At 37.3% G+C, this 23,026-nt stretch carries 22 protein-coding genes; 13 read left to right on the forward strand and 9 right to left on the reverse strand.

Translation table 11 applies throughout. The features are described 5' to 3' along the window. Positions 1–36: 36 nt before the first annotated feature. The gene (locus tag PXG98_RS02310) at positions 37–1,563 is read right to left on the reverse strand and encodes a SulP family inorganic anion transporter (RefSeq protein WP_276388787.1); all 1,527 of its coding nucleotides are present in this window, start codon (positions 1,561–1,563) and stop codon (positions 37–39) included. Between the two features lie 81 nt (positions 1,564–1,644). Beyond that, entirely contained in the window at positions 1,645–2,619 is a 975-nt protein-coding gene (locus PXG98_RS02315) for a phytanoyl-CoA dioxygenase family protein (RefSeq protein WP_276388788.1), read from the reverse strand. A 136-nt stretch (positions 2,620–2,755) separates the two neighbouring features. On the opposite strand from PXG98_RS02315, the gene PXG98_RS02320 reads away from it, so the two are divergent. The 4 genes from PXG98_RS02320 (at position 2,756) to PXG98_RS02335 (ending at position 7,141) form a co-directional block, all read left to right on the forward strand. Next, positions 2,756–3,607 carry an AraC family transcriptional regulator gene (locus tag PXG98_RS02320; protein WP_276388789.1) on the forward strand — a complete coding sequence of 284 codons (852 nt, stop codon included), beginning with the start codon at positions 2,756–2,758 and terminating at the stop codon, positions 3,605–3,607. Between the two features lie 100 nt (positions 3,608–3,707). Further along, complete coding sequence (locus tag PXG98_RS02325) at positions 3,708–4,709, forward strand: NAD(P)H-dependent glycerol-3-phosphate dehydrogenase (protein WP_276388790.1); 1,002 nt, start codon at positions 3,708–3,710, stop codon at positions 4,707–4,709. A 55-nt stretch (positions 4,710–4,764) separates the two neighbouring features. Next, a complete protein-coding gene (locus PXG98_RS02330; protein ID WP_276388791.1) occupies positions 4,765–5,799 on the forward strand; it encodes a formylglycine-generating enzyme family protein in 1,035 nt (344 codons plus the stop codon). A gap of 10 nt (positions 5,800–5,809) precedes the next feature. Then, positions 5,810–7,141, forward strand: a complete 1,332-nt coding sequence (locus tag PXG98_RS02335; RefSeq protein WP_276388792.1) for a Gfo/Idh/MocA family protein — start codon at positions 5,810–5,812, stop codon at positions 7,139–7,141. Positions 7,142–7,163: 22 nt separating this feature from the next. Here PXG98_RS02335 and PXG98_RS02340 read toward each other — a convergent pair whose 3' ends face one another. Both PXG98_RS02340 and PXG98_RS02345 read right to left on the reverse strand, forming a co-directional pair. After that, positions 7,164–8,831: a glycerol-3-phosphate dehydrogenase/oxidase gene (locus PXG98_RS02340; RefSeq protein WP_276388793.1), complete on the reverse strand. Its 1,668-nt coding sequence runs from the start codon at positions 8,829–8,831 to the stop codon at positions 7,164–7,166. A 153-nt stretch (positions 8,832–8,984) separates the two neighbouring features. After that, the gene (locus PXG98_RS02345) at positions 8,985–9,341 is read right to left on the reverse strand and encodes a hypothetical protein (RefSeq protein WP_276388794.1); all 357 of its coding nucleotides are present in this window, start codon (positions 9,339–9,341) and stop codon (positions 8,985–8,987) included. Positions 9,342–9,433: 92 nt separating this feature from the next. Here PXG98_RS02345 and PXG98_RS02350 point away from each other — a divergent pair, with 92 nt between their 5' ends. From PXG98_RS02350 to PXG98_RS02375, 6 genes are all read left to right on the forward strand, one after another. Continuing rightward, positions 9,434–9,928, forward strand: a complete 495-nt coding sequence (locus tag PXG98_RS02350; RefSeq protein WP_276388795.1) for a CvpA family protein — start codon at positions 9,434–9,436, stop codon at positions 9,926–9,928. A 143-nt stretch (positions 9,929–10,071) separates the two neighbouring features. After that, complete coding sequence (locus tag PXG98_RS02355) at positions 10,072–10,548, forward strand: CAP domain-containing protein (RefSeq protein WP_276388796.1); 477 nt, start codon at positions 10,072–10,074, stop codon at positions 10,546–10,548. Between the two features lie 83 nt (positions 10,549–10,631). Next, positions 10,632–11,171, forward strand: a complete 540-nt coding sequence (locus PXG98_RS02360; protein WP_276388797.1) for a 3-hydroxyanthranilate 3,4-dioxygenase — start codon at positions 10,632–10,634, stop codon at positions 11,169–11,171. Positions 11,172–11,181: 10 nt separating this feature from the next. Then, the gene (locus PXG98_RS02365) at positions 11,182–11,544 is read left to right on the forward strand and encodes a DUF1304 domain-containing protein (RefSeq protein WP_276388798.1); all 363 of its coding nucleotides are present in this window, start codon (positions 11,182–11,184) and stop codon (positions 11,542–11,544) included. A 91-nt stretch (positions 11,545–11,635) separates the two neighbouring features. Then, positions 11,636–13,189: an L-piperidine-6-carboxylate dehydrogenase gene (gene amaB / locus PXG98_RS02370; RefSeq protein ID WP_276388799.1), complete on the forward strand. Its 1,554-nt coding sequence runs from the start codon at positions 11,636–11,638 to the stop codon at positions 13,187–13,189. A gap of 501 nt (positions 13,190–13,690) precedes the next feature. Continuing rightward, on the forward strand, positions 13,691–14,218 hold the full coding sequence (locus PXG98_RS02375; protein WP_276388800.1) for a hypothetical protein: 528 nt from the start codon (positions 13,691–13,693) through the stop codon (positions 14,216–14,218). On the opposite strand, the gene PXG98_RS02380 is transcribed toward PXG98_RS02375, so the two are convergent. Together PXG98_RS02380 and PXG98_RS02385 are read right to left on the reverse strand one after the other, a co-directional pair. Then, positions 14,213–15,208 (reverse strand): acyl-ACP desaturase, encoded by a 996-nt coding sequence (locus tag PXG98_RS02380; protein ID WP_276388801.1) that lies wholly within the window; start codon positions 15,206–15,208, stop codon positions 14,213–14,215. The two genes, PXG98_RS02375 and PXG98_RS02380, sit on opposite strands and share 6 nt — an antisense overlap. Before the next feature lie 65 nt (positions 15,209–15,273). Beyond that, positions 15,274–15,999, reverse strand: a complete 726-nt coding sequence (locus PXG98_RS02385) for a metallophosphoesterase family protein (protein ID WP_276388802.1) — start codon at positions 15,997–15,999, stop codon at positions 15,274–15,276. A gap of 161 nt (positions 16,000–16,160) precedes the next feature. On the opposite strand from PXG98_RS02385, the gene PXG98_RS02390 reads away from it, so the two are divergent. Both PXG98_RS02390 and PXG98_RS02395 read left to right on the forward strand, forming a co-directional pair. Next, the gene (locus tag PXG98_RS02390; protein ID WP_276388803.1) at positions 16,161–17,105 is read left to right on the forward strand and encodes a carbohydrate kinase family protein; all 945 of its coding nucleotides are present in this window, start codon (positions 16,161–16,163) and stop codon (positions 17,103–17,105) included. Then, entirely contained in the window at positions 17,106–19,046 is a 1,941-nt protein-coding gene (locus PXG98_RS02395) for an amylosucrase (protein ID WP_276388804.1), read from the forward strand. Here the strand turns inward: PXG98_RS02395 and PXG98_RS02400 are convergent. The 3 genes from PXG98_RS02400 to PXG98_RS02410 are packed head-to-tail and all read right to left on the reverse strand — an operon-like array spanning position 19,043 to position 21,827. Then, on the reverse strand, positions 19,043–20,179 hold the full coding sequence (locus PXG98_RS02400) for an ATP-binding protein (protein ID WP_276388805.1): 1,137 nt from the start codon (positions 20,177–20,179) through the stop codon (positions 19,043–19,045). The two genes, PXG98_RS02395 and PXG98_RS02400, sit on opposite strands and share 4 nt — an antisense overlap. Then, positions 20,176–20,937, reverse strand: a complete 762-nt coding sequence (locus tag PXG98_RS02405; RefSeq protein ID WP_276388806.1) for an SDR family NAD(P)-dependent oxidoreductase — start codon at positions 20,935–20,937, stop codon at positions 20,176–20,178. The genes PXG98_RS02400 and PXG98_RS02405 overlap by 4 nt, the downstream gene beginning before the upstream one ends. Positions 20,938–20,951: 14 nt before the next feature. Further along, entirely contained in the window at positions 20,952–21,827 is an 876-nt protein-coding gene (locus PXG98_RS02410) for an aldo/keto reductase (protein ID WP_276388807.1), read from the reverse strand. Positions 21,828–21,983: 156 nt separating this feature from the next. Between PXG98_RS02410 and PXG98_RS02415 the strand changes: the two genes are divergently transcribed. After that, positions 21,984–22,985 carry an AAA family ATPase gene (locus tag PXG98_RS02415; RefSeq protein ID WP_276388808.1) on the forward strand — a complete coding sequence of 334 codons (1,002 nt, stop codon included), beginning with the start codon at positions 21,984–21,986 and terminating at the stop codon, positions 22,983–22,985. The last annotated feature ends 41 nt before the right edge of the window (positions 22,986–23,026 follow it).

The following is a 23,026-nucleotide window of genomic DNA, read 5'->3' on the forward strand; positions in this document are numbered from 1 at the left end:
TTAAATTAGACTTTTCTTATTTTGAACGAAGTCCCGTTAAGTATCGGTCAAAACCTTATAGGTAGGATCTTCCATTACATTGACGTCTATGATGGAGTCTGCATTGGCCAATAATCCTCTGCAGTCTTTACTTAAATGTCTTAAATGGACTTTTTTTCCTACTTTATGATATCGTTCCGTAATCTTATTTAAGGCCTCTATAGCCGACATATCTACGACCCTACTCTCTTTGAAGTCGATAATCACTTCATTGGGATCATTGAGAACGTCGAATTTTTCATTAAAAAGACTTATAGAGCCAAAAAAAAGAGGCCCGTAAATTTCGTAATGTTTTATTCCCTCATCATCCACAAACTTTCTTGCCCTAATCCTTTTAGCATTGTCCCAGGCAAAAACCAAGGCCGAAATTATAACCCCAACTAAAACCGCCAAAGCCAAATTATGTAGGAAGATAGTAACCAAGGTGACTAAAACCATTACTAAAACATCCGATTTTGGCATTCTGGTAAAAGTTCTGAGACTAGCCCATTCAAAGGTCCCCAATGCCACCATAATCATTAACCCGGTTAAGGCTGCCATTGGCACTCTTTCAATTAAACCTGCCCCAAACATTATAAAAACTAAGAGCATTATGGAGGCAACTATACCAGATAATCTGGCTCTGGCTCCATTTGAAGTATTTATAAGACTTTGGCCAATCATAGCACAACCTCCCATTCCGGAAAACAGACCCGACAAGATATTTGCTGTACCCTGAGCAACTGCTTCTTTATTACCTCTCCCGCGAGTTTCCGTAATCTCATCAATTATATTAAGTGTTAGTAAGCTTTCAATTAAACCAACGCCAGCAACGATTGCCGAATATGGAAAAATGATTTTTAGGGTTTCTATATTAAAGGGAATTTCAGGAATGTGGAAAGGTGGAAAACCTCCTTGAATAGACGCAATATCACCAATAGTCTTAGTGTCAATCCCAAAAAGCATAACAATCCCAAATACCGATAGAATTGCCACTAACGATGCGGGGACTGCTTTACTTAGTCTGGGCAAACCCCATATGATTAACATGGTAAATAATACCAGCCCCAAGAATATAAATAGGGTTGTACCAGATAACCAAGCACCATCCGTAGTCTTAAATTGATCCAATTGGGACAGAAAAATAATTATTGCCAGACCATTGACAAATCCAAAAATTACGGGATGCGGTACTAAGCGCATAAGCTTTCCAAGCCGAAGAAATCCTGCAATTAATTGAAGTATTCCGGCTAATACGACCGCTGCAAATACATATTCCACACCATAGTCTATTGCTAAAGAAACAATAACTACAGCAACAGCTCCGGTTGCTCCAGAAATCATTCCTGGCCGCCCTCCCAGAATAGAGGTAACAAGTCCCATTACAAAAGCTGCATATAATCCCGTTAAAGGGGAAAGCCCAGCTATAAGCGCAAACGCTATGGCCTCAGGCACTAAGGCCAAAGCCACCGTTAATCCAGAGAGTACCTCAATTTTATAATCAACTTTTTGTGAAAAATCGAAAAGATTTAAATATTTCTTCAAAGCCTATTGTATTAAGGCGGCAAAAATAGCATTAAATCTGCCATTTAAGGTGTAAACTCCTGAGATTTATGAGATTCTCAATTACCAAGGGTCTAAACCTAATAATTTCTTTCCCAGTTCACTTAAACTTGCCGTATCGTATTTCGTTTGTTCCCAATTTCTCGGGTCGCCTGGAAAAGCATAACCTTCTGGAGCAATTCGATTTTTCCATGAGTTAATACGCCAATTACGCAACTCTGTATTCTCTTCTTCCGCTGGCATCATGGAAATATACTGCGCTATTCTAACCCTGTCCTTTGACTTATTTGGCCGAATCCCATGAGGCTGTGTACTGTTGAATATTAATAAGTCTCCGGCATTCAATTTTACTTTAACAAATTCCTTCTCTAATCCTGTAGTATCTGGCTGAAAATGATCTCTGTCTTCTGGCTGTGTTAATTTCCAAGTGTCATAATTTCTATAAAGCCACGGAATACATTGGAAACCACCCATATCTTCATCATTCTGATCCGCCAGAGCCAAAACCCCTTGTACGTTCTGCGGTCTTGTCTCGGGGTCGTAATCCCAATGGATAAAACCTTTTCTTTCATGCCCCGGACGTTGCGGGAAATTAAGATTTGCCCGATCTATAGTGACCCATAATTTCTCTGTCCCCCAAATATCAGCAAAGGCCTTATATACTCTGGGCATTTGTCTATTATTCCATAGTAATTGGTGGTTGTAAACCTCTACCATCCCTGTTCCGGTTAATTCTTTCATTTTCATTTCTGCACGTGAGGGGGCATACCATGTACTTGAATCGTCCGGATTTTTCTCATCAAACTCCCAGATAAAGTTAGCCGTTTGTTGGGCTTGTTCTTTGGGCACCGCATTTTTGATAACTATATAACCGTTATGTTTCCAAAACAACCAATCCTTTTCACTTAATACTTTTAGAGGTTCTCCATTGCTTCGGTCATTTAGTCTTTTCTGACTGCTTGTAGCCGTAGACGGATTACCTGGTATTTCTTCATGCGCCTTATTGGCCATTTCTAACTTCTGATCTGTTGCTTTCATTTCTTTTTAATTTATAATAACAATAGTGTAAAATTATTCACATGAAACAATATGAACCACCTTGATATTGATAAAAATTTGTATTATATTGACTTTATTGTACCGTTTTTTTAAAATAAAAGGCAATTTAGTAATAATGGGGGTGAAAATTCAATTAGAAAAAATACGAACAGATGAGCAAAGGTCTTTTCGTTTACTTCATAATCCAAAGCTTAATGACCTGTTTTATTGGCACTTTCATCCTGAATATGAATTGGTCTATATTGAAGGTGTTAAAGGAACTAGACATGTTGGCGATCATATTTCTACATTTTACGGGAGTGACTTGGTTTTAATTGGTTCTAATATTCCGCATTTAAATTTCGATTATGGAATGCAGGATGAATATCGAAAAGAGGTTCTACACATCAGTCCTAACTTTAAATCCAAAATATTTCCTGAAATACCTGAATTAGATAAAATTAATACGCTTTTTGAAAAATCTAAATACGGTATTGCATTTGGTTCTTCAACAAAGAAAGAACTTGGAAGTATACTTAAAAGACTTCATAAACTTTCATCATTTGCACAATTCATGGCCGTTCTCGAAATTCTGGAATGTTTAGCACAGAGCGATGACTATAGCCTACTTCATAATGAACCCGTAAAAAGCAGGTATAATCAAAAACAACAAAACCGCCTAAGGGAAATTTATGCCTATGTTGACGAAAATTATCAAAAAAAGATCGCAATTGTGGAAGTGGCCGAACTATGCCATTTAGAAAAAGCAACTTTTTGCAGGTTTTTTAAAAAGGCTACTGGCAATACTTTTATTTCTTTCCTTAACCAATATCGTGTTAGTCAGGCAAAGAGACTTATTCTTTCAGGAAAGAACATCACAGAATCATGTTATGCCAGCGGTTTCGAAAGTCTCTCTTATTTTAATCGTATATTTAAAAAAATAGCCAATGAGAAACCCTCTAGTTTTAGACAAAGAATTTTAAAGTAAAAATATCCATCAATAGGGCCGTTAATCTATCTTGTGCTTTTGCTCTTATATATTAGGGCAAGACCTTATTTTAATTACTTTTGAAATTATCCTTTACTATATGGAACAAGACATTAAAATTGCGGTAATCGGGGGAGGGAGTTGGGCAACGGCCATCGTAAAGATGTTAACCGAAAACTCCGATGATGTTATATGGTATATGCGAAACAGTGATGCTATTAGCTATATCCAAAAACACAGACACAATCCTAATTATCTGACTTCTGTTGAATTTCAGACGGATCAGCTTTCCTTGACCGATCAGCTTGATAAGGCTATCGAAGAAGCTAATCTCATCATATTTGCTATTCCCTCGGCTTTTCTTGAGGCAGAATTAAAAAAGCTCAGCATTCCTCTAAAAGATAAGATAGTTTTTTCAGCAATTAAAGGTATTGTTCCTGAGACCGGTCTTATTGTTGGAGAGCACTTTCATAAAAATTATGGAATACCAATGAGTAGCATAGGAGTTATAACAGGGCCTTGCCATGCAGAAGAAGTGGCTTTGGAGCGCCTCTCCTATCTAACAATTGCCTGTTCAGATACCACCAAGGCCTCTATGCTCGCCAAACATCTAAACAGTAACTACATAAACACTAAAATTTCAGATGACATTATAGGCACAGAATATGCTGCAATGTTAAAAAACATATACGCTTTAGCCGCCGGAATCGCTCACGGATTAGGCTATGGAGATAATTTTCAAAGTGTTTTAATGAGCAATGCTATTCGTGAGATGAAGCGCTATATCTCTAGGGTGCATAAAATGAAAAGAAACATAAATAATTCGGCCTATTTGGGAGATTTATTGGTGACGGGATATTCCACTTTTAGCCGAAATCGAATGTTCGGCAATATGATTGGAAAAGGATATCGTGTGCAAAGTGCCATGATGGAAATGAATATGGTTGCCGAAGGTTACTATGCCACAAAAAGCGCCTATGAATTGAAAAGTCAGTTTAAGAAAAAAGTCCGGACACCAATTATAAATGCCGTCTACAAGGTTTTATATAAAAATGCCAGTGCAAAGCAAACCTTTAAGGAGCTAGCGGATAAATTAGACTAACTATTTCCTTTTTTTTTGTAGCTTACTACTTCTTTATGGAAGTAGTTTAAATTTTATGAGCAGAATTATTCCCTTTTGTCTAAATCCAAGCATATTATTAATCCTTGTTTATATTCATTTATTTAGCTCTTATTTAATCTCTGGTGTTATAAAAGTGACCCAAGTACAGAAAAACTTGGCCCAAGACACTTTTGCAGACTATTCACAAGAAGTTTCCGGCACAGACATAGTCTTTGAAATGAAAGCTATTAAAGGGGGTATTTTTGCAATGGGCGATGATGAGCACAAGGCTGATGAAAGCCCAAGTCATAAGGTAGAGCTAAGTGATTTTTATATGAGCACTTATGAAATTACCTGGGATCAGTACGAACTGTTTTTAGAAAGGCAAATTGACGGAGTAAGAAATGAAGTAAAAGAGGATCAAATTGCATTAGATGTCGATGCCATAGCCTCGGCTACTCCGCCCTATGTAGATATGAGTCATGGCATGGGGAAAAAGGATTTTCCGGTGGTAAATGTTACCCAACATGCGGCCCTTACTTTTTGCAAATGGCTTAGTGCCAAAACCGGTAAGTTTTATAGACTCCCAACAGAGGCAGAATGGGAATATGCCTGTCGCGCCGGAAGCAACCAGGACTACTCTTTTGGAAATGACGAAAAAGAACTTTCGGCCTACGCCTGGTATGGAAGTAACAGTAATAACAAATACCAAAAGGTTGGAACCAAATTGCCAAATGCCTTTGGACTATATGATATGCATGGTAATGTAGCGGAGTGGACTATGGACGGGTATTCAAAAGATGGGTATTCAAAAACATCTGAAATTTTACAGAATCCATGGACAATACCAATTTCATTATACCCCAGAACGGTTCGTGGAGGTTCATGGATGGATTCTCCCGAAGCTTTAAGGTCTTCTGCTAGAAAAGCTTCAACTCCAGAATGGAAAAGAATTGATCCGCAGATACCGAAAAGTAGATGGTGGCATACGAATGCCCCGATGGTTGGCTTTAGAATAGTAAGCCCAAAAATTACTCCAAGCGAAGAAAAAATAGCCACCTATTGGTTAGAAGCCATTGATGATTTTTAAATACAACAACATGAAAAAACAGCCTAGTAAATTAACTCGAAGAAAATTTTGTAAAAATACAGCCCTTGCAGGAGGAGCTATAATAACCACCCCTTTAGATGCCATATCATCCGCTCATGTCCTTGGTGATGACAGCATAAAAATAGCCCTCATTGGTTGCGGCGGAAGAGGCACTGGAGCTGCGGCCCAGGCACTTAGTACTAAAGAAAATGTGAAACTCGTGGCAATGGCAGATGCCTTTCAAGATCGATTAGACAAATGTTTCAATGTGTTAAGTCAAAAATTTGCCAATACCGATAAAATCGCCGTAAAGGAAGCAGACAAGCATGTCGGTTTTAACGCATATAAAGAAGCCATAGATAAGGCAGACGTGGTTCTGCTTACCACCACCCCCGGTTTTAGGCCGATGCATTTTCAGTATGCTATTGAAAAGAATAAACATGTTTTTATGGAGAAGCCTCTAGCCACAGACGCCCCCGGAATAAGGAGTGTTCTAAAGACAGCCGCTGAGGCAAAAAAGAAAAAACTAAACGTGGTTGTAGGGCTTCAAAGACATTACCAACTAAGTTATCTTGCTTGCTTAGACCAAATTAAAGCGGGCAAAATAGGTAAAATAGTATCCGGACAGGTCTATTGGAATAGTGCTGGGGTTTGGGTTAAAGAAAGGCAGCCCAAACAGACAGAAATGGAGTATCAGATGCGCAACTGGTATTATTTTAATTGGCTTTGTGGGGACCATATTGTAGAACAGCATATCCATAATATTGACGTGGCCAATTGGTTTATTGGCGAATTCCCTATTCATGCTCAGGGCATGGGGGGTAGAGAGGTTCGTGTAGATAATAAATACGGACAAATTTTTGATCATCACTTCGTAGAGTTTACCTATCCATCTGGTGCTGTTATTTCCAGTCAGTGCCGTCATCAAAAGGGTTGTCTGGATAATGTTTCGGAGAGCTTTCAGGGAACCGAAGGGAAGATTTATACCGATTCACAAAACAAGGGAATAATTACTGGTTACGATGGTGAAACCATCTACGAACATCAGGGCGTGGATGATCCCAATCCATATCAGACAGAGCACGATAAACTCTTCGCCTCCATACGGAGCGGTGGTTTAATTAGTGACGCAGAATATTCTGCCAAAACCACAATGACGGCCATTCTAGGAAGGATGGCTACCTATTCTGGGCAACAAATTAGCTTTGATGATGCCCTTAATAAAGGGCGAAGTATTATGCCTGATACTTTCAGCTGGGATAGCTTGCCCAAAGTGGTTCCTGACTCGGAAGGAGCTTACCCTATACCTATTCCTGGTATTACGAAGGTTTTGGAATCTTAAAATGGAGTCTCGGGGTTTTGCTTTAGTCCCTTTCAATAGAGAAATCAGAGTGATCCTTTATTAGTGCTTCCAGTTCATTTTTATAAGATGCAATTTGGTTGGCATCAAGTTCAAATACTGTTTTAAACTCTTTCAGAATAGCTTCTTGTAGATGAGCAATGCTCTCAATATCGAAATACAATCTTCCGGTTCTTCTTACAAAATAGTCGATTGGAGTAGTAGTCATTTCATAACGGATACAGAAGTGAAGCTCGGCTTTGGCCAAACGAATTAGGATATCTTCGTCGGTAAATTGTTTATAGTATTCAAGAATTTTTTCCGCTTGTTTCCCATATGTTGTTACCAAATACCAGGCATCATATGGTTGAAAACCATCATTATTTAATTGGGAATAGACAGTATCAATGTATTTTTTTACATGCTTAAATTTTTTAAACCCGTTCCCGCACAACGGAATTTCTTCCGTAGAGCACTCCACATATGGCAAGCCTTCCTCTTCCTCTAGCTTTCTTGCAATTAGATTAACTGCCCGTTCTGCCATTTTTCTATACCCTGTTAGTTTGCCTCCTGCCATACTTATCAAACCAGTGTCAGAAGTAAAGATTTCATCCTTTCTAGAAAGTTCCGAGGCCGATTTACCTTCCTCGTGTATTAGTGGTCTTAAACCCGCCCAGGAGGACACAATATCTTGCATTTCCAAATTTATCTTAGGAAACATGTTATTCACTGCCGAAATTAAATAAATAGCATCGGCTAAGTCTGTGCGAACATTGTCTTTATCTTTATTAAAATTAGTATCTGTAGTCCCTACATAGGTTACCTTACCTCTTGGAATAGCAAAAATCATTCTACCATCAGGAACATCAAAATATACAGATTGTTTTACGGGGAGTTTATAATGTGGAAAAACAAGATGAACACCTTTGGTTAGATGAAGTCTTTTCCCTTTTTTAGACCTATTTATTTGACGCATTTCATCTACCCATGGACCTGCTGCACTTATCACATGTTTAGCCTTTATCGAAAAGGCTTCCTTAGAAAATACGTCTGTTACTTCTATGCCCGAAATCTTATCGGCACTATAAATAAAATCCTCTACTTTGGCATAGTTTAAAGCAATACTACCGTAGTGCAAACTGGTTTTAATATTTTCAATGGTCAATCTGGCATCATCTGTTCTATATTCTGCGTAGTATCCGGCTCCTTTTACTTTTTTCTTGGGCAGGAGAGGCTCTAATTCTAGCGCTTCTTTTTTCTCTAACATTTTTCGCTTGTCCTCCCCACTTACCTGGGCTAATACATCATAAACTTTCAGTCCTATAGATGTGAGCCATTTACCGTAAGAACCTCCGTCAATTAAGGGCAATAACATTTTCTCCGGAAGTACCAAATGTGGCGCTAGTTTATGTACAATTGCCCGTTCAGAGCCAACTTCCTTAACAAGCCAAAAATCAAATTGTTTTAGATATCGCAGTCCTCCGTGGATTAATTTAGTAGACTTACTACTTGTCCCTGAAGCAAAGTCACCCTTTTCTATAAGGGCAACTTTAAGACCCCTAGAGGAAGCATCCAAGGCAATCCCAGCCCCTGTTATACCTCCTCCAATAACTACTAGATCAAAAACATCCGTCTTTAATTTAGCTATAATCGAACTTCTGTTTTTATTCGTAAATTCTATATACTTTTCCATCCACTAGCAATTTAAAAGCATCGAATCGCTTTTTACAAATCTAAATGAATAAAAAATGGAGGCAAAATAAGGGATATCATTATTAGGTTAAGGGGGATGGTCAAAAATTGTATTCCCTTGAAAAAACCTAAAGAATGGTATTCAAAAATTCTTTTACTGAATATAATTTCGCTCTAAGAAGTAATTAACGATAGCTTCTTTCATCAGAACCGATTGCTCCCCCGCTTTAAGTGGTGGCAAATTTTCCTTTATCGTATAATGAGGCCATCCTTCCTCATCAAAATATTCAAATTCATAATAACCATAAGGTTCCAAAAGCTTGCAAATTGCAATGTGCATTAGATTGATCTTATCATCTTTTTTATAGCTCCTATGATAATTCCCCTTTTCTTGAACTCCAACTAAATAAATTATCCCGTCAAGTTCTAAAGGATCCCCATCACTAAATGTGGAAGATAGCTTCTGTACTAATTCTTCCCATCTATCTTTTAAGACTATATCTCTGCTCATTTACGCTCCACTTCGTTAATTGATAAAACCTTGGTCTTTTTAACCTTTTCAAAGGTACAAATCAATATTCTATCTTTACAAAAACTAATATAATGTCTTTTCTTGATATCCTTTTTGTAGTTTTTTTGGCCTATGGATTATTCAAAGGTCTAAAGAATGGTCTGTTTGTAGAAGTTGCCTCCCTTATAGCACTTATTGTAGGGTTTTATGGGGCAATAAAATTTTCTTATGTGATTGGCGAATATCTTTCGCAAAATATGAGTTGGGATCCAAATGCCATAAAGTTAACCGCCTTTATAATTACATTTATTGCTATCGTAATTGTTGTAGGTTTGGCTGGTAAATTACTTACACAAATTGCCAACTTGGCCATGCTTGGTCTTATTAATAAGATTGCTGGAGGTATTTTTGGATTATTAAAAACTGCCGTTATTCTCGGCACCTTACTCTTTGTTGTTGATGCCGTAGGAACATCTTTTAATCCGTCTGAGACAAATTTGGTTAAAGAATCTATTCTTTATACGCCCTTAAAAAATATTGGCGTGCTAGTCTTTGGAAATGTAATTGATGCATTTTCAGAACTTTAAAAGGTAAAATTGACATTTTGTCGATTTCTTCTCCTTTTTCTCTTACTGATTAAACAATTTTTATAATATTGAGGAGAATACCACCTGTGGTATTTCCCCATTTTATATTACCGTTTTTATCCTGCTTGCAAAGAATACACTATATGAAAATGAGAATAGCATTAGCTGTCTCTATTTTAGTTGTATTATTGGCAGGTTCTTGTAGCTCCGAGTCCCTCGATAATACTCCTATTCCAGAGGCTGTTAGTTTAACGAGCGTTGAACAAGACTTACTGAACATAGTAAATTCCCATAGAAGAAGTTTAGGACACGCAGACCTGTTGTTTAATGAGGTTGCATATGACTATGCGAATTTGCACAACGATTACATGATAGTAAATGGTAGTTTAAGTCATGATAATTTTAGTGCCAGAGCTTCGGGTATTACCAGTAAGGTAAATGCAGAAATGGTTGCCGAAAATGTAGCGAAAGATTATCCCTCGGCCGATTTGGCTTTAGAAAGTTGGCTTAATAGTCCAAGCCACAGAAAAACTATTGAAGGGGATTTTACACATACAGGTATTAGTGTAAAAAAAGATACGAACGGGAAGCTGTACTATACCCAACTATTTTATAGATAATACCAAAAAGAAAGTATTCTTTTTTACCTTTGATAAGATACGAGTAGCATTGTGACTGTCTCTGCTTTCCTAAATATTATCTTATGTCTATTAAAACTCCATTTAATCTCCAGCGGTGGATAGATCAAAATCGTCATCTATTGAAACCCCCGGTAGGCAATAAAAATCTGTACAAAGAATCCGGAGATTATATTGTTATGATTGTAGCGGGGCCTAATGCTCGTAAAGACTATCATTACAATGAAACAGAAGAGCTATTTTACCAAATTGAAGGGACAATCAATGTTCATATTCAGGAAGATGGTATTAAAAAAACATTTGAATTGGGCCCTGGTGATATGTATTTACATCCGGCGAAAATTCCACATTCTCCATCCAGAAGTGCTGGTTCTATTGGTTTAGTGATAGAAAGAAAGAGAAAAAATCTAAAAGGAAAAGATGGCCTCTTATGGTACTGTGATAATTGTAATAATAAATTATACGAGACCTATTTTGAACTAAATGATATTGAAAAAGACTTTCTGAAACATTTTAAACACTTCTATTCCTCCGTAGAGCTAAGGAGCTGTTCAAATTGCGGGGAGGTAATGGAAGTTGACGAAAGGTTTATCGGAAAAGATTAGCATTTATTTTATGGAATTACTGATTACCATCTTACTGATCTTCATACTTCTTATGCATCTGTACTTTTTATGGTTCGAGATGTTTGCGTGGACAACCAAAGGGCCGAAAATTTTCAAAGGCTTTCCAAAAGAACTATTTGTTGCCTCCAAATCTTTGGCTGCAAATCAAGGCCTCTACAACGGTTTCCTCGCGGCAGGTATATTTTGGTCTTTGCTTATAGAAGATGGGGACTGGCAGACCAATATTGCCCTTTTTTTTCTTTCTTGTATTAGTGTTGCTGGAATCTTTGGCGGATTAACCACAGACAAGAAAATATTTTTTGTGCAGGCTATACCGGCCCTGATAACTATTACCCTAATATTGTTCTTCTAATTTTTTATAACATTAGTGTTCTTTTGGATGACTTCATCACAAATATTTGTAATTTTGTGTCAAATATAACTAGACCTTTAAAAGAAGTATTATGACTGCAGTTGCTATGGATTTTGGTATTGATGAAGCCTTGAGGGCATTAGGGATAAAAGATATTAACGACGGGACTTCTACTGGAAGTGATTTTTTTTCCACCGGCGAATTAATTGAATCCCGTTCTCCAGTTGATGGGGCTCTTATTGCCAGTGTTAGAAGTACTACCAAAGAAGACTATAACAAGGTAATGGAAAAGGCCACAGATGCCTTTAAATCATGGCGTAAGAAACCCGCCCCTCAGAGAGGAGAAATTGTCCGACAATTTGGGGATAAACTTAGAGAATTAAAGGAGCCGTTAGGTAAATTAGTCTCATATGAAATGGGGAAATCTTACCAGGAAGGTCTTGGTGAAGTTCAGGAAATGATAGACATCTGTGATTTCGCTGTAGGCTTATCCAGACAACTTCACGGTCTTACCATGCATTCAGAAAGACCAGGTCATAGAATGTATGAACAATACCACCCTCTCGGTGTTGTAGGAATAATTTCTGCCTTTAATTTTCCGGTTGCGGTTTGGGCGTGGAATACGGCCTTGGCATGGATATGTGGTGATGTCTGTGTTTGGAAACCTTCTGAAAAAGCTCCCCTATGTGGTATTGCCTGTCAGAATATAGCTGCTTCCGTTTTTAGAAAAAATATGCTACCTGAAGGAATTTCTAATTTAATTAATGGAGACTTTACCGTAGGAGAATTCTTGTCTACGGATAATAGAATCCCATTATTATCTGCTACAGGTTCCATTAGAATGGGAAAAATAGTAGCCCAGACAGTGGCATCCAGATTGGGTAAATCCCTTCTAGAACTTGGCGGCAACAATGCCATCATAGTAAGCCCGGATGCAGATATAAAAATGACTGTAATTGGTGCCGTATTTGGTGCCGTTGGAACAGCAGGGCAGCGCTGTACTTCAACTAGAAGGTTAATCATTCATTCATCGATTTATAATGAAGTAAAAGATGCCCTGGTTTCGGCCTATAAACAACTTCGCATTGGTAATCCTTTAGATGAAAATAATCATGTTGGGCCCTTAATCGATAAAGACGCTGTAAACATGTATGAAAATGCTCTTACAGAGGTAGTTAAGCAAGGTGGTAAGTTATTGGTAGAAGGAGGCGTCCTTACTGGTGAAGGTTACGAAAGTGGTTGTTATGTAAAACCTGCAATTGCCGAAGCCGATAATTCATATGCTATAGTCCAAAATGAAACGTTTGCACCAATTCTTTATCTTCTAAAATATTCTGAGGACTTAGAAGAAGCAATAGCAATTCAAAATGGTGTTGTTCAAGGTCTGTCTTCCGCTATTATGACCAATAATCTTCGTGAAGCAGAAGCATTTCTATCTTGTGCTGGCAGTGATTGTGGTATCGCCAATGTTAATATTGGCACCTCCGGCGCAGAAATTGGCGGAGCTTTTGGAGGTGAAAAAGAAACAGGTGGTGGCAGAGAAAGTGGATCTGACGCGTGGAAAATATATATGAGAAGGCAAACCAATACCATAAATTATACTACTAGTTTGCCTCTGGCTCAAGGAATAAAATTTGATTTATAAAAAATCCCGTTGTTTCTTCTCAAGGAACAATCAACAGGATTTCCAAACTAACTCAAACTAGAAATAAGAAGAAAGAGCCCCATTTCAATGCCTCATCCTTGTAGGGAGAAATAGGGTGCTCTTTTTTTCGAAATCAAAGATCAAAAATTGAGCCGAATAAACCCAGTGATAGTATGTAGGTTGCCTATATAATTGTATAAACGTCTCTTATAAATGTATAAGTTGTGTTTTGGCCTAATTTTGTTTAATCTTGATATTAAGTTCCCAATATAGACCCGATCGACTAACGAAATATGGGTTTTTTTTAATACATTGTAGTAGATATGTTTTTGTTATGTCCAAAAAATGGACCAACATTCTGGGTTTAATAATATCCATAGCCGTGGGCATATATTTTTTTATTATGTATTGCAGTGCGTGTTACCATGGATACTAAATTAAATGGTTTGGCATGCGTTTAATTTTGTCACCACCAAAGAACAATCAATAATTTTTGAGATTATGGCTTTAGAAACTGTAAATATCTGGTGTTGGATAATCCCCTTATTAGTTGGTGTAATTTCTGCTGTTTTTGGGTTTCTTATTGGAAAATCGCAGCCTTCAAACAGCTTGGAATTAAATGAATTAGAAGCCCTGAGAAGGGAAAAAGCGAATTGGCATAGTAGCTTGGAAGATTGTAAAAGAAATCTGGAAGCTGCCAATATTGCGCTTCAAGAAAAAAAAGACTTTCCTTTCAATCAGGCCTTGGCAAAATCTATATTCGGGAAAAGTATTCGCAAGGATGACTTAAAAATTGTGGAAGGTATTGGGCCTAAAATTGAAGGTCTATTTCACAATTATGACATTAGGACTTGGCAGGAACTTTCCTTAACATCGGTTAAGAAATGCCAGGATGTTCTCGATTCTGGGGGAGATAGATTTAAAGTACACGATCCGGCATCATGGCCAATGCAAGCTAAAATGTGTTATGAAGGTAAATGGAAGGAGCTTTTTAAGTGGCAGGAAGAGCATAAACATGGAAAGCTATAGCATCCCATTCGCTTCTACCCATTTAAATCTAGTACTATCTTCACTTATTTTCATTCTTTCAGCAATACGCTGCAAACGCGAAGGCATAGCCAATAAATAATCTCTGGCTTTCTCCGCTTCATCATTTAGACCCCGCATAGACTCTAAACCCCAACTATCGTTCAATTTGTTAAAAATATCGATATAATCCTGAGAGGTATAAACACCAAGGCGTTGTGCGCAGTTTGAAAAATTTTCAAATGCAACTCCTATACTTTCACCAGATTCTCTTAAAAAGTGTGCTGGCATCACTATTTTTCTTTTCATAATATCGGCATATGCCAACATCATTCCATTGGGATCCTGTCCGAATATTGCCTGTACAAATTCTTTATACGCCAAGTGATGCCTCATTTCGTCTCCGGCAATAATAGAACACATCTTTCCCAATAAAGTGTTCCCTTTTTTCTTCGCCATAATTCCAACCCGCTTGTGGGATATGTTTGTAGCCAACTCTTGAAAACTGGTGTAAACAAAGTTTTTGTAAGGATCTCTATCTGTTCCGATATCAAATCCATCATTAATTAGGTGTTGGGTTGAAATTTCAACTTCGCGCATATTTACTCGTCCGGAGAGGTATAAAAACTTATTGAGAACATCCCCATGCCTATTTTCTTCAGCGGTCCAAGCCCTAACCCATTTAGACCATCCTGTTGGCTCTTCAGAATGTTGGTTAATTCCCTCTACGTCCATTAACCAAGATTCATAGGTAGGAAGTGCTTCTTCCGTGATTGTATCCGCTACCAATGTAACCCAAAAATCATAGCCCAATTCTTTAGCTTCTTCCCTTATCTTTTCTAATTCTTCATAAAAATCTTCACTCTGAGAATCCGGCAAGAAATCAGAAGGCTGCCATATTTTATCGATCGGAATTAAAAAAGAGTCGATAAATCCTGCAACTTTTGGTTCAATAGCCTGCATTACCTCAAGCCTTATATTCTTAGAAGACATATTTGTTTTTTTTTGCAAATTACGGCTTAAAAATGATTAAACAATTTAAGCACTGCTTTAAATTCCTAATTCCTTCCCCTTTCCTTAGGATATAACTGATAGACAGGATCACTTTGCCATATCGTTTTAGAGTCGACATCCATAGCAGAAAGTGGCCCCTTAAAGGCGGCTCCAGTATCCATATTCCATACGTTTGCAGCGAGTACTGGTTTTGTTTTATTAATTCTTGTCACCGGCGTATGTCCTATATATATTTCAAGATAGTTCTTAAGACGTTTTGGATATAAAGCATGTTGAGGGCCAATTGTTGTATCCAGACCTAAAACCATCTCCCAAAGTGTTCTATCCCAATAAAACATTTTAGAAAAATATTCGAATTCAACTCCATTAAGATTGGTAAAACCAGCATGTACAAACAACCTGTTTTTATCATCCAAATGGTAATTCTGAAGACTTTTATAAAAACCTTTATGCGCTTCAATTAGCTTATCACTCTGGCCGGTATAGGAACTTTTCGAAGCCTCTCCCCCGTGAGCCAGCCACATAGGTTTATCCAACCCGTCTTTTAACCAGTCGTAAACCAATTCATCATGATTTCCACGTAAGAATACACAATCAATTGTAGTACTTAGATCTAATAAGTAATCTACCGTTTCTACGGCGCTACTCCAGCCATCTACGTAATCTCCTAAAAAAATTAGTTTGTCCTCTTTTTCTACGCCAATTCGCTCCAAGAGTTGTTTCAGGGCAAGATATCCAGAATGGATATCTCCAATGACAATTGTTCTCATTAGACAAAAATCGTAAAAATGCCACATGAAACGCGTACATTGAGATCGATATTTACTATTATTTTACACTATTTTAAAATTGACTATTATCTTTTTAGCCTATTTCCTTGAGAAGCAAAGTATTTCTCATTATTTTGGGAAACTATTGAATTAATAAGTGCATGAAAGAGGTTTTTTGTATTGGTGAACTATTAATTGACTTTGTTGCCGAAAGACAAGGCAATAATTTATCCGAGGCCAACGTATTTACAAAGAAGGCCGGAGGAGCTCCTGCCAATGTTGCGTGTGCAATCTCCCGTCTTGGTGGTAAAAGTCATTTTATGGGCTGTGTTGGGGACGACCCTTTTGGGGATTACCTACTAAATATTTTATTGGAAGAAGGTGTAGATATATCCTTAGCACAGAGGTCTAGTGAATTTACAACACTGGCATTTGTATCTATTGACGAAGTAGGGGAAAGAGATTTTGTTTTTAGTAGAGGGGCCGACAAAGAATTTAAATACAATTCTACCCTTAAAAATAGATTTCATAAAAACATGGTACATTTTGGTGCGGCAACAGCTTTGTTGGGAGGTAGTTTGGAAGAGGCTTATGGACGCTTTTTATTTGACGCCATTACACACGATGCGTACGTTAGCTTTGACCCTAACTTCAGAGGAGACTTATGGAAGAATAAAGAAAATATATTTATAAAAAAATGTTTGCCCTTTATTGAGAAATCGAACCTTTGTAAATTTAGCCTGGAGGAGGCCAAACTTTTATCTGGTAAAGACGACATTGCAGACGCGTGTGCCTTTTTTCATGATTTAGGGACAAAAACTGTTGCCATTACCTTGGGGGCAGAGGGTACTTTCTTAAGTTCTAATGAGGAAGCCAAACTAATACCCAGTATACCGGTTAAGACCGTTGATACAACTGGGGCGGGGGATGCGTTTATCGGCTGTCTCCTTCAACAAATATCCAGTATAAAGGAGTCTCATGAGAAGTTAGAAGACTTTACGCTTTTAACAAAAATGGTAGAAATTGCGAACAAAGCAGGGGCCATAACTACGCAAAACTATGGAGCTATTCAATCCCTACCAACTCCCAACCAACTAAACGCTTAGATGAATCAAACTTCTCTTCACAAGTTGATGGCAGTACGGGAATTAGAAAGTCTGCCGGTTAAGGATGCCAAAATATTATTCGAGAAAAGGTTTAATTCAAATCTATCTTTAATCCAGAACCTATATGTAGACCTTTATGGAGAAAGAGCCCTAGAAACGAGCTTTCCACACTTATTAGAACTATTGCCAAAATTATTTGCTTCAAGACCAACCTCCCTAAAGCAAAGAGACTTAGAGCTCCTTAAAGACTGTGACTGGTACAAGGCAGAAAATATGGTTGGAATGCAACTTTATGTAGATCGCTTCAATAAGAACCTAAAAGGTTTGCATGAAAAACTACCATATTTTGAAGATCTCGGTGTAAACCTTCTACATATAATGCCAATAAATACCCGGCCAAAAAATGCAAACGACGGAGGCTACGCAGTGAATAGCTATACAGAAGTTTCCAGGGAATACGGTTCTAAAAAGGATTTACACACCCTAATACAAGAAATGCACTCCAGGAAAATGTATCTCATGATGGATTTCGTTGTGAATCATACTTCAGATGAGTTTATTTGGGCGCAAAATGCAAAAAAAGGGCAAGAAAAATACCAGTCATTTTATTACATTTTTCCGGATCGGTTAATCCCGGATGCTTATGAAGAATCTCTCCCAGAAGTCTTTCCTGAAACTTCCCCAGGTAACTTTACCTACAACAAGGAAATGGATAAATGGGTGATGACCGTGTTTAACAACTATCAGTGGGATTTAAACTATAAAAACCCCCAAGTCTTTATGGCTATGCTAAACAATTTAGTTGCGCTTGCCAATTATGGTGTAGATGTCGTTAGGTTTGACGCTTTGGCTTTTTTGTGGAAAAAAATAGGGACGGACTCACAAAATTTACCAGAAGCCCACAAACTTATAAGTCTCTTTAGAATGTGCCTTCAGACCATTGCGCCAGGGGTTATTTTACTTGCAGAAGCGATTGTTTCGCCCAAAGAAATTGTAAAATATTTTGGGGAAGATAATAGAAAAGGTAACGAATGTGAAATTGCTTATAATGCCACTTTAATGGCCCTCTTATGGAATTCCGTGGCTACAAAAAAGACTTCGCTGCTTTATAATAGTCTGCGCAATTTACCTTCAAAACCTAAGGAGGGAACATGGATTAATTACATTAGATGCCACGATGATATTGGGTTAGGTTTTGAGGATAAATATATTTATGAGAATGGCTGGGACGCCTTTTTACATAGAAAATTCCTTTTGGAATACTTTTCAAATAAAATAGATTGGTCTCCTGCAAGGGGCCAAATCTTTATGTATAATCCTAAAAATGGCGATGGGAGAATTACTGGCAGTGCAGCCTCTCTTTTAGGTTTAGAAAAAGGTATTGACGAAAAAAACACCCTACTCATTCGCACAGCAATTAAAAAAATCTTATTAATGCATAGCATTATTTTATCCTACGGGGGTATTCCTATGCTCTATGCAGGAGATGAAATAGGGACACTTAATGATTATGACTATTTAAAGGATCCGGCAAAAAAGCACGATAGTAGGTGGCTGAACAGACCAAAACAAGATTGGAATATTATTAACACAATTAGTGAGACAGATACTCCTCAGGCTCAAATATATTATACCCTGCAATCTCTGATTCGAATAAGAAAAGTGAATCCTATTTTTGCGGATAGAAACAATCTTTTACTTCATTATAACCCAAATCCCCACTTGATTGTATACGAGCGAACATCCAATAATACAAAAAATGTCCTAGTGGTATGCAATTTTGATGAATGGCCACAAATACTTACAACCAATCAGTTGAAGGCCCTTGGTTATTCTACCGAAGAAGGGCTAATAAATCTAATAACTTCAAAAAAATTAGAACTTAAAAGTGCCCTTATTGAACTTGAACCATTTGAATATATGTGGCTTGTTCAGTCTTAATTGTATTTTACTTTGCGCAAGACTCTAAAAGACTCTTTTAAAGATTGGTACACCTCAACATTATACTTTTTAAGAAGAGATTTCGACTTTTCCATATCAATTTTCGCCTCTTCAAAACCATTTAAATAACACAGTAAATGGGTAGCGGGTAAATTTTTTAAGTCTACTTCATCCATGGGTTTTAATTTGCTTTGGTTTTCCAATTTCTTTAGGAGAGCTCTGTTTGAATTAAAAATATGATGCAGCGTTTTTCTGTTAAACTGCGGAGGTTCAAATATTAAGTCGCTATGAATCTGATAGGTAGCCTTATTCGAAAATACTATGACTACTTTTTCCAAGGGATAATACTTTAATTCATCTCCTAAACCCAGTTTTATATACTCGATAATAGTAAAGGTATTGTCGTTATATTCAATTGCCACCTCATCTAGAGCAGAATAGAAAAGTTTCACTTGCTCATTAATTAATTCGATATCTACCCTTGAATAAAAAACCTTTTTATAGGTCTTCTTTTCATGTCCAGCCCAGCATAAGACAAATTGTTCCTTAAATACTTTATAATTGCTTTTTAGGTCTTTATGTCTATGGTTTATAAAATCAATTACCCCGGAAAGTGTTAATTCAATATTATTCCTCGCGTGTTTTTCTATGGTCGCCACTGTCCGGGAGTTAATATCTTTTAATTCAATATTTACAGCCTTAGGCATACTGATGCTGCCTTCCCTAAAAAAAACAGCACCCCCATAATACTTCCATATATTTCGTTTAAGGGTACATACCTCTTCTGAAGAGCGAATTGTAACAAGACCTACTACCTTCCCTTCAGGTAGATGTGGAAATGGAATATTTTCATATGAAATTAGTGGTGGGTTTTGTAAATAAGCATTTACCAAGTTTTGAATTTTACTATCATCAAAAAAATCTACCCCGATTATTGCATTGTCATCATCTTCTACCCCAATTACAATAAACGAATTATTTCTGGGGTTGCTATTTGCCAGAGCACAAACATGCTTCAGGAATTTTGCTTTCCCGGCTTTTTGTCCAATATCTATGCTCCTTTTCTTGTCATAAAAACTATTCTCATCATTATGCGCTAAAAGGTTTTTGACCAAAAGCCGTTTATTAATCATGTAATTTTATTAATAATGGTACTACTAGCCTGCGCTGTTGGCATAACCACCAAATCTGCAATATTCACATGGGCCGGCCTTGTTATAGCAAAGTGTATTATCTCAGCAATATCGGTTGCTTGCAAGGGGGAAAAACCTTGATATACTTTTTTTGCCCTCTCCCTATCTCCTTTAAATCGAACATCGCTAAATTCGGTTTCTACCAACCCAGGATTTATAGCCCCCACTCTAATCCCGGAATAGGGATTCAAGTCAATTCTCATAGCCTTATTTATTGCGTCAACTGCGTACTTGCTTGCACAATAAACGTTTCCTTTTGGGTACACTTCTTTTCCTGCCGTAGATCCAATATTAATTATTTGGCCAGAATTATTATTTATCATTTCTGGAAGAATCGCTTTTGTAACATACAGCAGCCCTTTTACATTGATATCGAGCATAGCTTCCCAATCATCTATTCTAGCCTGGTCGAAGGTCTCCATACCATGCGCATTTCCCGCATTATTTATAAGAATATCAATCCGCGAAAAATCTTCAGGAATACTGCTTATGGCAACATTGACTTCCTCCCGATTTCTTATATCAAAAGTCAGAGTTGTAACCTCAGTATAGGTAGACAATTCATTCTTTAATAGCTCTAATCTTTCTTTTCTCCTTCCGCACAGCACCAGTCTAATATCATTTTTGGCAAATAATTGTGCCGTCGCCCTACCTATTCCACTAGTAGATCCTGTTATTAAAGCAGTTTTTTTTGTCATTTTGAATAATTAATTTACGGTACTTCATGCCCTTGGGAGGCTGTTAATAGGCTAAACCAATCTTCCGTATCTAGATCAATGTTCTGCGCCATTATTGAATCTCCTAATCTTATCTTGTTTGCTGTCCCAACAACTGGTATAACTTTAGCTGGATGTTTTAAAACCCAGGCTAATAATATTTGTGAAGAACTCGCCTCATACTTCTCCTGAAGTTCCAACATAACCTCATTTATTCTTTTCTGTCTTTTATCATTCTCTCTAAAGAAATTTCCTAAAGGACTCCAAGCCATAGCCATGCGATTATTAATAATGCAGTCGTCAAAAGTTCCGTCGTACATAACCTGCGCAGAATTTAAAGAAAATTCAACTTGATTTGCCTGTACGCTTATGGCTTTCTCCAAGAGACCGATTTGACTGGGACTAAAATTAGAAACTCCGAATTGTCTTATTTTCCCTTCCTTTTGTAGTTTTTGGACTGCCTCCGCAATTTCATTCGGTTCCATTAACGGACTAGGTCTGTGCAAAAGATAAAGATCCAAATAATCGGTGTTTAATTTTTGAAGTGAACGCTCTGCAGACCATACAATATAATCCTTTGAATAATTATAGTGTTTTACTCGATTAGACCTTGCCTTACTTACAAATTGAATCCCACATTTAGAAATAAACTGAACTTCATCTCTATTAGTATTACTTTGGAGAAATGCCTTTCCAAAAGCTTCTTCATTTCCATAATCTCCATAAATATCTGCATGATCGAAACTGGTGATTTCATGCTCTTTGCAAAAATCAATTAAACTACACATTTGCGAAGTGGTGAGCTGTTTCCCCCATTCTCCCCAAGTCATAGTTCCCGAAATTATTTTTGAATACTCGATGTTGTTTCTCATAAGCTTGTGAATTTAGCAAATAAATCCCTTAAATACTTCATAAAACTAAGGGTTTTGCCCTTTTTTTAACCAATCATTAACAGCACTTATCTAAATAAATTTTCAATTTGCGCCATACTTTTTAACCAACTACTTTTAGACCAAAAAATTAACCGTATGAATGAAAATATTACTGTAGATATTAGTGCAGTGAATGAAAAAATTTCGCAAGAAAGTGCTTTCATTGACTTACTGATTATGGAGATGAATAAAGCGATTGTTGGGCAACAACACATGATCGAAAGATTGTTAATTGGACTTTTGGGACAAGGACATATCTTATTGGAAGGTGTACCGGGGCTAGCGAAAACCTTAGCCATTACTTCTTTGTCTAAGGCAGTAAAAGGGAGTTTTAGTAGAATTCAATTTACCCCAGATCTTTTACCTGCAGACGTTGTTGGAACCATGATTTACAACATGAAGGTTAATGATTTTTCCATTAAAAAAGGACCCATATTCGCAAATTTTGTGCTTGCTGATGAAATAAATAGAGCTCCGGCAAAGGTGCAATCGGCTTTATTAGAAGCGATGCAGGAAAAACAAGTAACAATTGGCGATGAGACATTTATTTTGGATAAACCTTTCTTGGTTATGGCCACACAAAACCCCGTGGAACAAGAAGGAACTTATCCATTACCTGAAGCACAAGTTGACCGTTTTATGCTTAAAACAGTCATTGACTATCCAAAAATGAATGAAGAACAAATTATCATTCGTCAAAATCTTCAGGGACTTTCAAAACAAATTAAACCTGTGGTTTCTATAAAACAAATTCTTAGCGCGCAACAAGTAGTTAAGGAAGTGTATATGGATGAAAAAATTGAGAAGTATATCTTAGATATCGTTTTTGCTACCCGATATCCTGAAAAATATGATTTAGGAGACCTAAAACCCCTAATAAGTTTTGGAGCTTCCCCGCGAGGGAGTATTAACCTAGCTAATGCAGCCAAGTGTTACGCCTTTATTAAAAGAAGGGGCTATGTGGTTCCAGAAGATGTGAGGGCAGTAGTACATGATGTTTTAAGACATAGGATTGGAATCACCTACGAGGCAGAAGCCGAAAATGTAACTTCAGAGGAAATAGTTAATAGAATTGTAAACCAAATTGAAGTGCCATAAACGTTCAACCTAAAAAGTTTAATGCCTTTAGAGGTATAAGC

Origin of the sequence: Eudoraea chungangensis (genome assembly GCF_029360665.1) — a bacterium.
Taxonomy (GTDB): domain Bacteria; phylum Bacteroidota; class Bacteroidia; order Flavobacteriales; family Flavobacteriaceae; genus Eudoraea; species Eudoraea chungangensis.

What these genes read in the sequence shown, in the direction of transcription:
- PXG98_RS02345 (WP_276388794.1), bottom strand. Translation starts at nt 9,341, where the DNA reads ATGAGCAGAGATATAGTCTTAAAAGATAGATGGGAAGAATTAGTACAG.
- PXG98_RS02405 (WP_276388806.1), bottom strand. Translation starts at nt 20,937, where the DNA reads ATGACAAAAAAAACTGCTTTAATAACAGGATCTACTAGTGGAATAGGT.
- PXG98_RS02400 (WP_276388805.1), bottom strand. Translation starts at nt 20,179, where the DNA reads ATGATTAATAAACGGCTTTTGGTCAAAAACCTTTTAGCGCATAATGAT.
- PXG98_RS02335 (WP_276388792.1), top strand. Translation starts at nt 5,810, where the DNA reads ATGAAAAAACAGCCTAGTAAATTAACTCGAAGAAAATTTTGTAAAAAT.
- amaB (WP_276388799.1), top strand. Translation starts at nt 11,636, where the DNA reads ATGACTGCAGTTGCTATGGATTTTGGTATTGATGAAGCCTTGAGGGCA.
- PXG98_RS02390 (WP_276388803.1), top strand. Translation starts at nt 16,161, where the DNA reads ATGAAAGAGGTTTTTTGTATTGGTGAACTATTAATTGACTTTGTTGCC.
- PXG98_RS02350 (WP_276388795.1), top strand. Translation starts at nt 9,434, where the DNA reads ATGTCTTTTCTTGATATCCTTTTTGTAGTTTTTTTGGCCTATGGATTA.
- PXG98_RS02410 (WP_276388807.1), bottom strand. Translation starts at nt 21,827, where the DNA reads ATGAGAAACAACATCGAGTATTCAAAAATAATTTCGGGAACTATGACT.
- PXG98_RS02375 (WP_276388800.1), top strand. Translation starts at nt 13,691, where the DNA reads ATGGCTTTAGAAACTGTAAATATCTGGTGTTGGATAATCCCCTTATTA.
- PXG98_RS02315 (WP_276388788.1), bottom strand. Translation starts at nt 2,619, where the DNA reads ATGAAAGCAACAGATCAGAAGTTAGAAATGGCCAATAAGGCGCATGAA.
- PXG98_RS02415 (WP_276388808.1), top strand. Translation starts at nt 21,984, where the DNA reads ATGAATGAAAATATTACTGTAGATATTAGTGCAGTGAATGAAAAAATT.
- PXG98_RS02330 (WP_276388791.1), top strand. Translation starts at nt 4,765, where the DNA reads ATGAGCAGAATTATTCCCTTTTGTCTAAATCCAAGCATATTATTAATC.
- PXG98_RS02340 (WP_276388793.1), bottom strand. Translation starts at nt 8,831, where the DNA reads ATGGAAAAGTATATAGAATTTACGAATAAAAACAGAAGTTCGATTATA.
- PXG98_RS02365 (WP_276388798.1), top strand. Translation starts at nt 11,182, where the DNA reads ATGGAATTACTGATTACCATCTTACTGATCTTCATACTTCTTATGCAT.
- PXG98_RS02325 (WP_276388790.1), top strand. Translation starts at nt 3,708, where the DNA reads ATGGAACAAGACATTAAAATTGCGGTAATCGGGGGAGGGAGTTGGGCA.
- PXG98_RS02380 (WP_276388801.1), bottom strand. Translation starts at nt 15,208, where the DNA reads ATGTCTTCTAAGAATATAAGGCTTGAGGTAATGCAGGCTATTGAACCA.
- PXG98_RS02320 (WP_276388789.1), top strand. Translation starts at nt 2,756, where the DNA reads ATGGGGGTGAAAATTCAATTAGAAAAAATACGAACAGATGAGCAAAGG.
- PXG98_RS02355 (WP_276388796.1), top strand. Translation starts at nt 10,072, where the DNA reads ATGAAAATGAGAATAGCATTAGCTGTCTCTATTTTAGTTGTATTATTG.
- PXG98_RS02360 (WP_276388797.1), top strand. Translation starts at nt 10,632, where the DNA reads ATGTCTATTAAAACTCCATTTAATCTCCAGCGGTGGATAGATCAAAAT.
- PXG98_RS02385 (WP_276388802.1), bottom strand. Translation starts at nt 15,999, where the DNA reads ATGAGAACAATTGTCATTGGAGATATCCATTCTGGATATCTTGCCCTG.
- PXG98_RS02395 (WP_276388804.1), top strand. Translation starts at nt 17,106, where the DNA reads ATGAATCAAACTTCTCTTCACAAGTTGATGGCAGTACGGGAATTAGAA.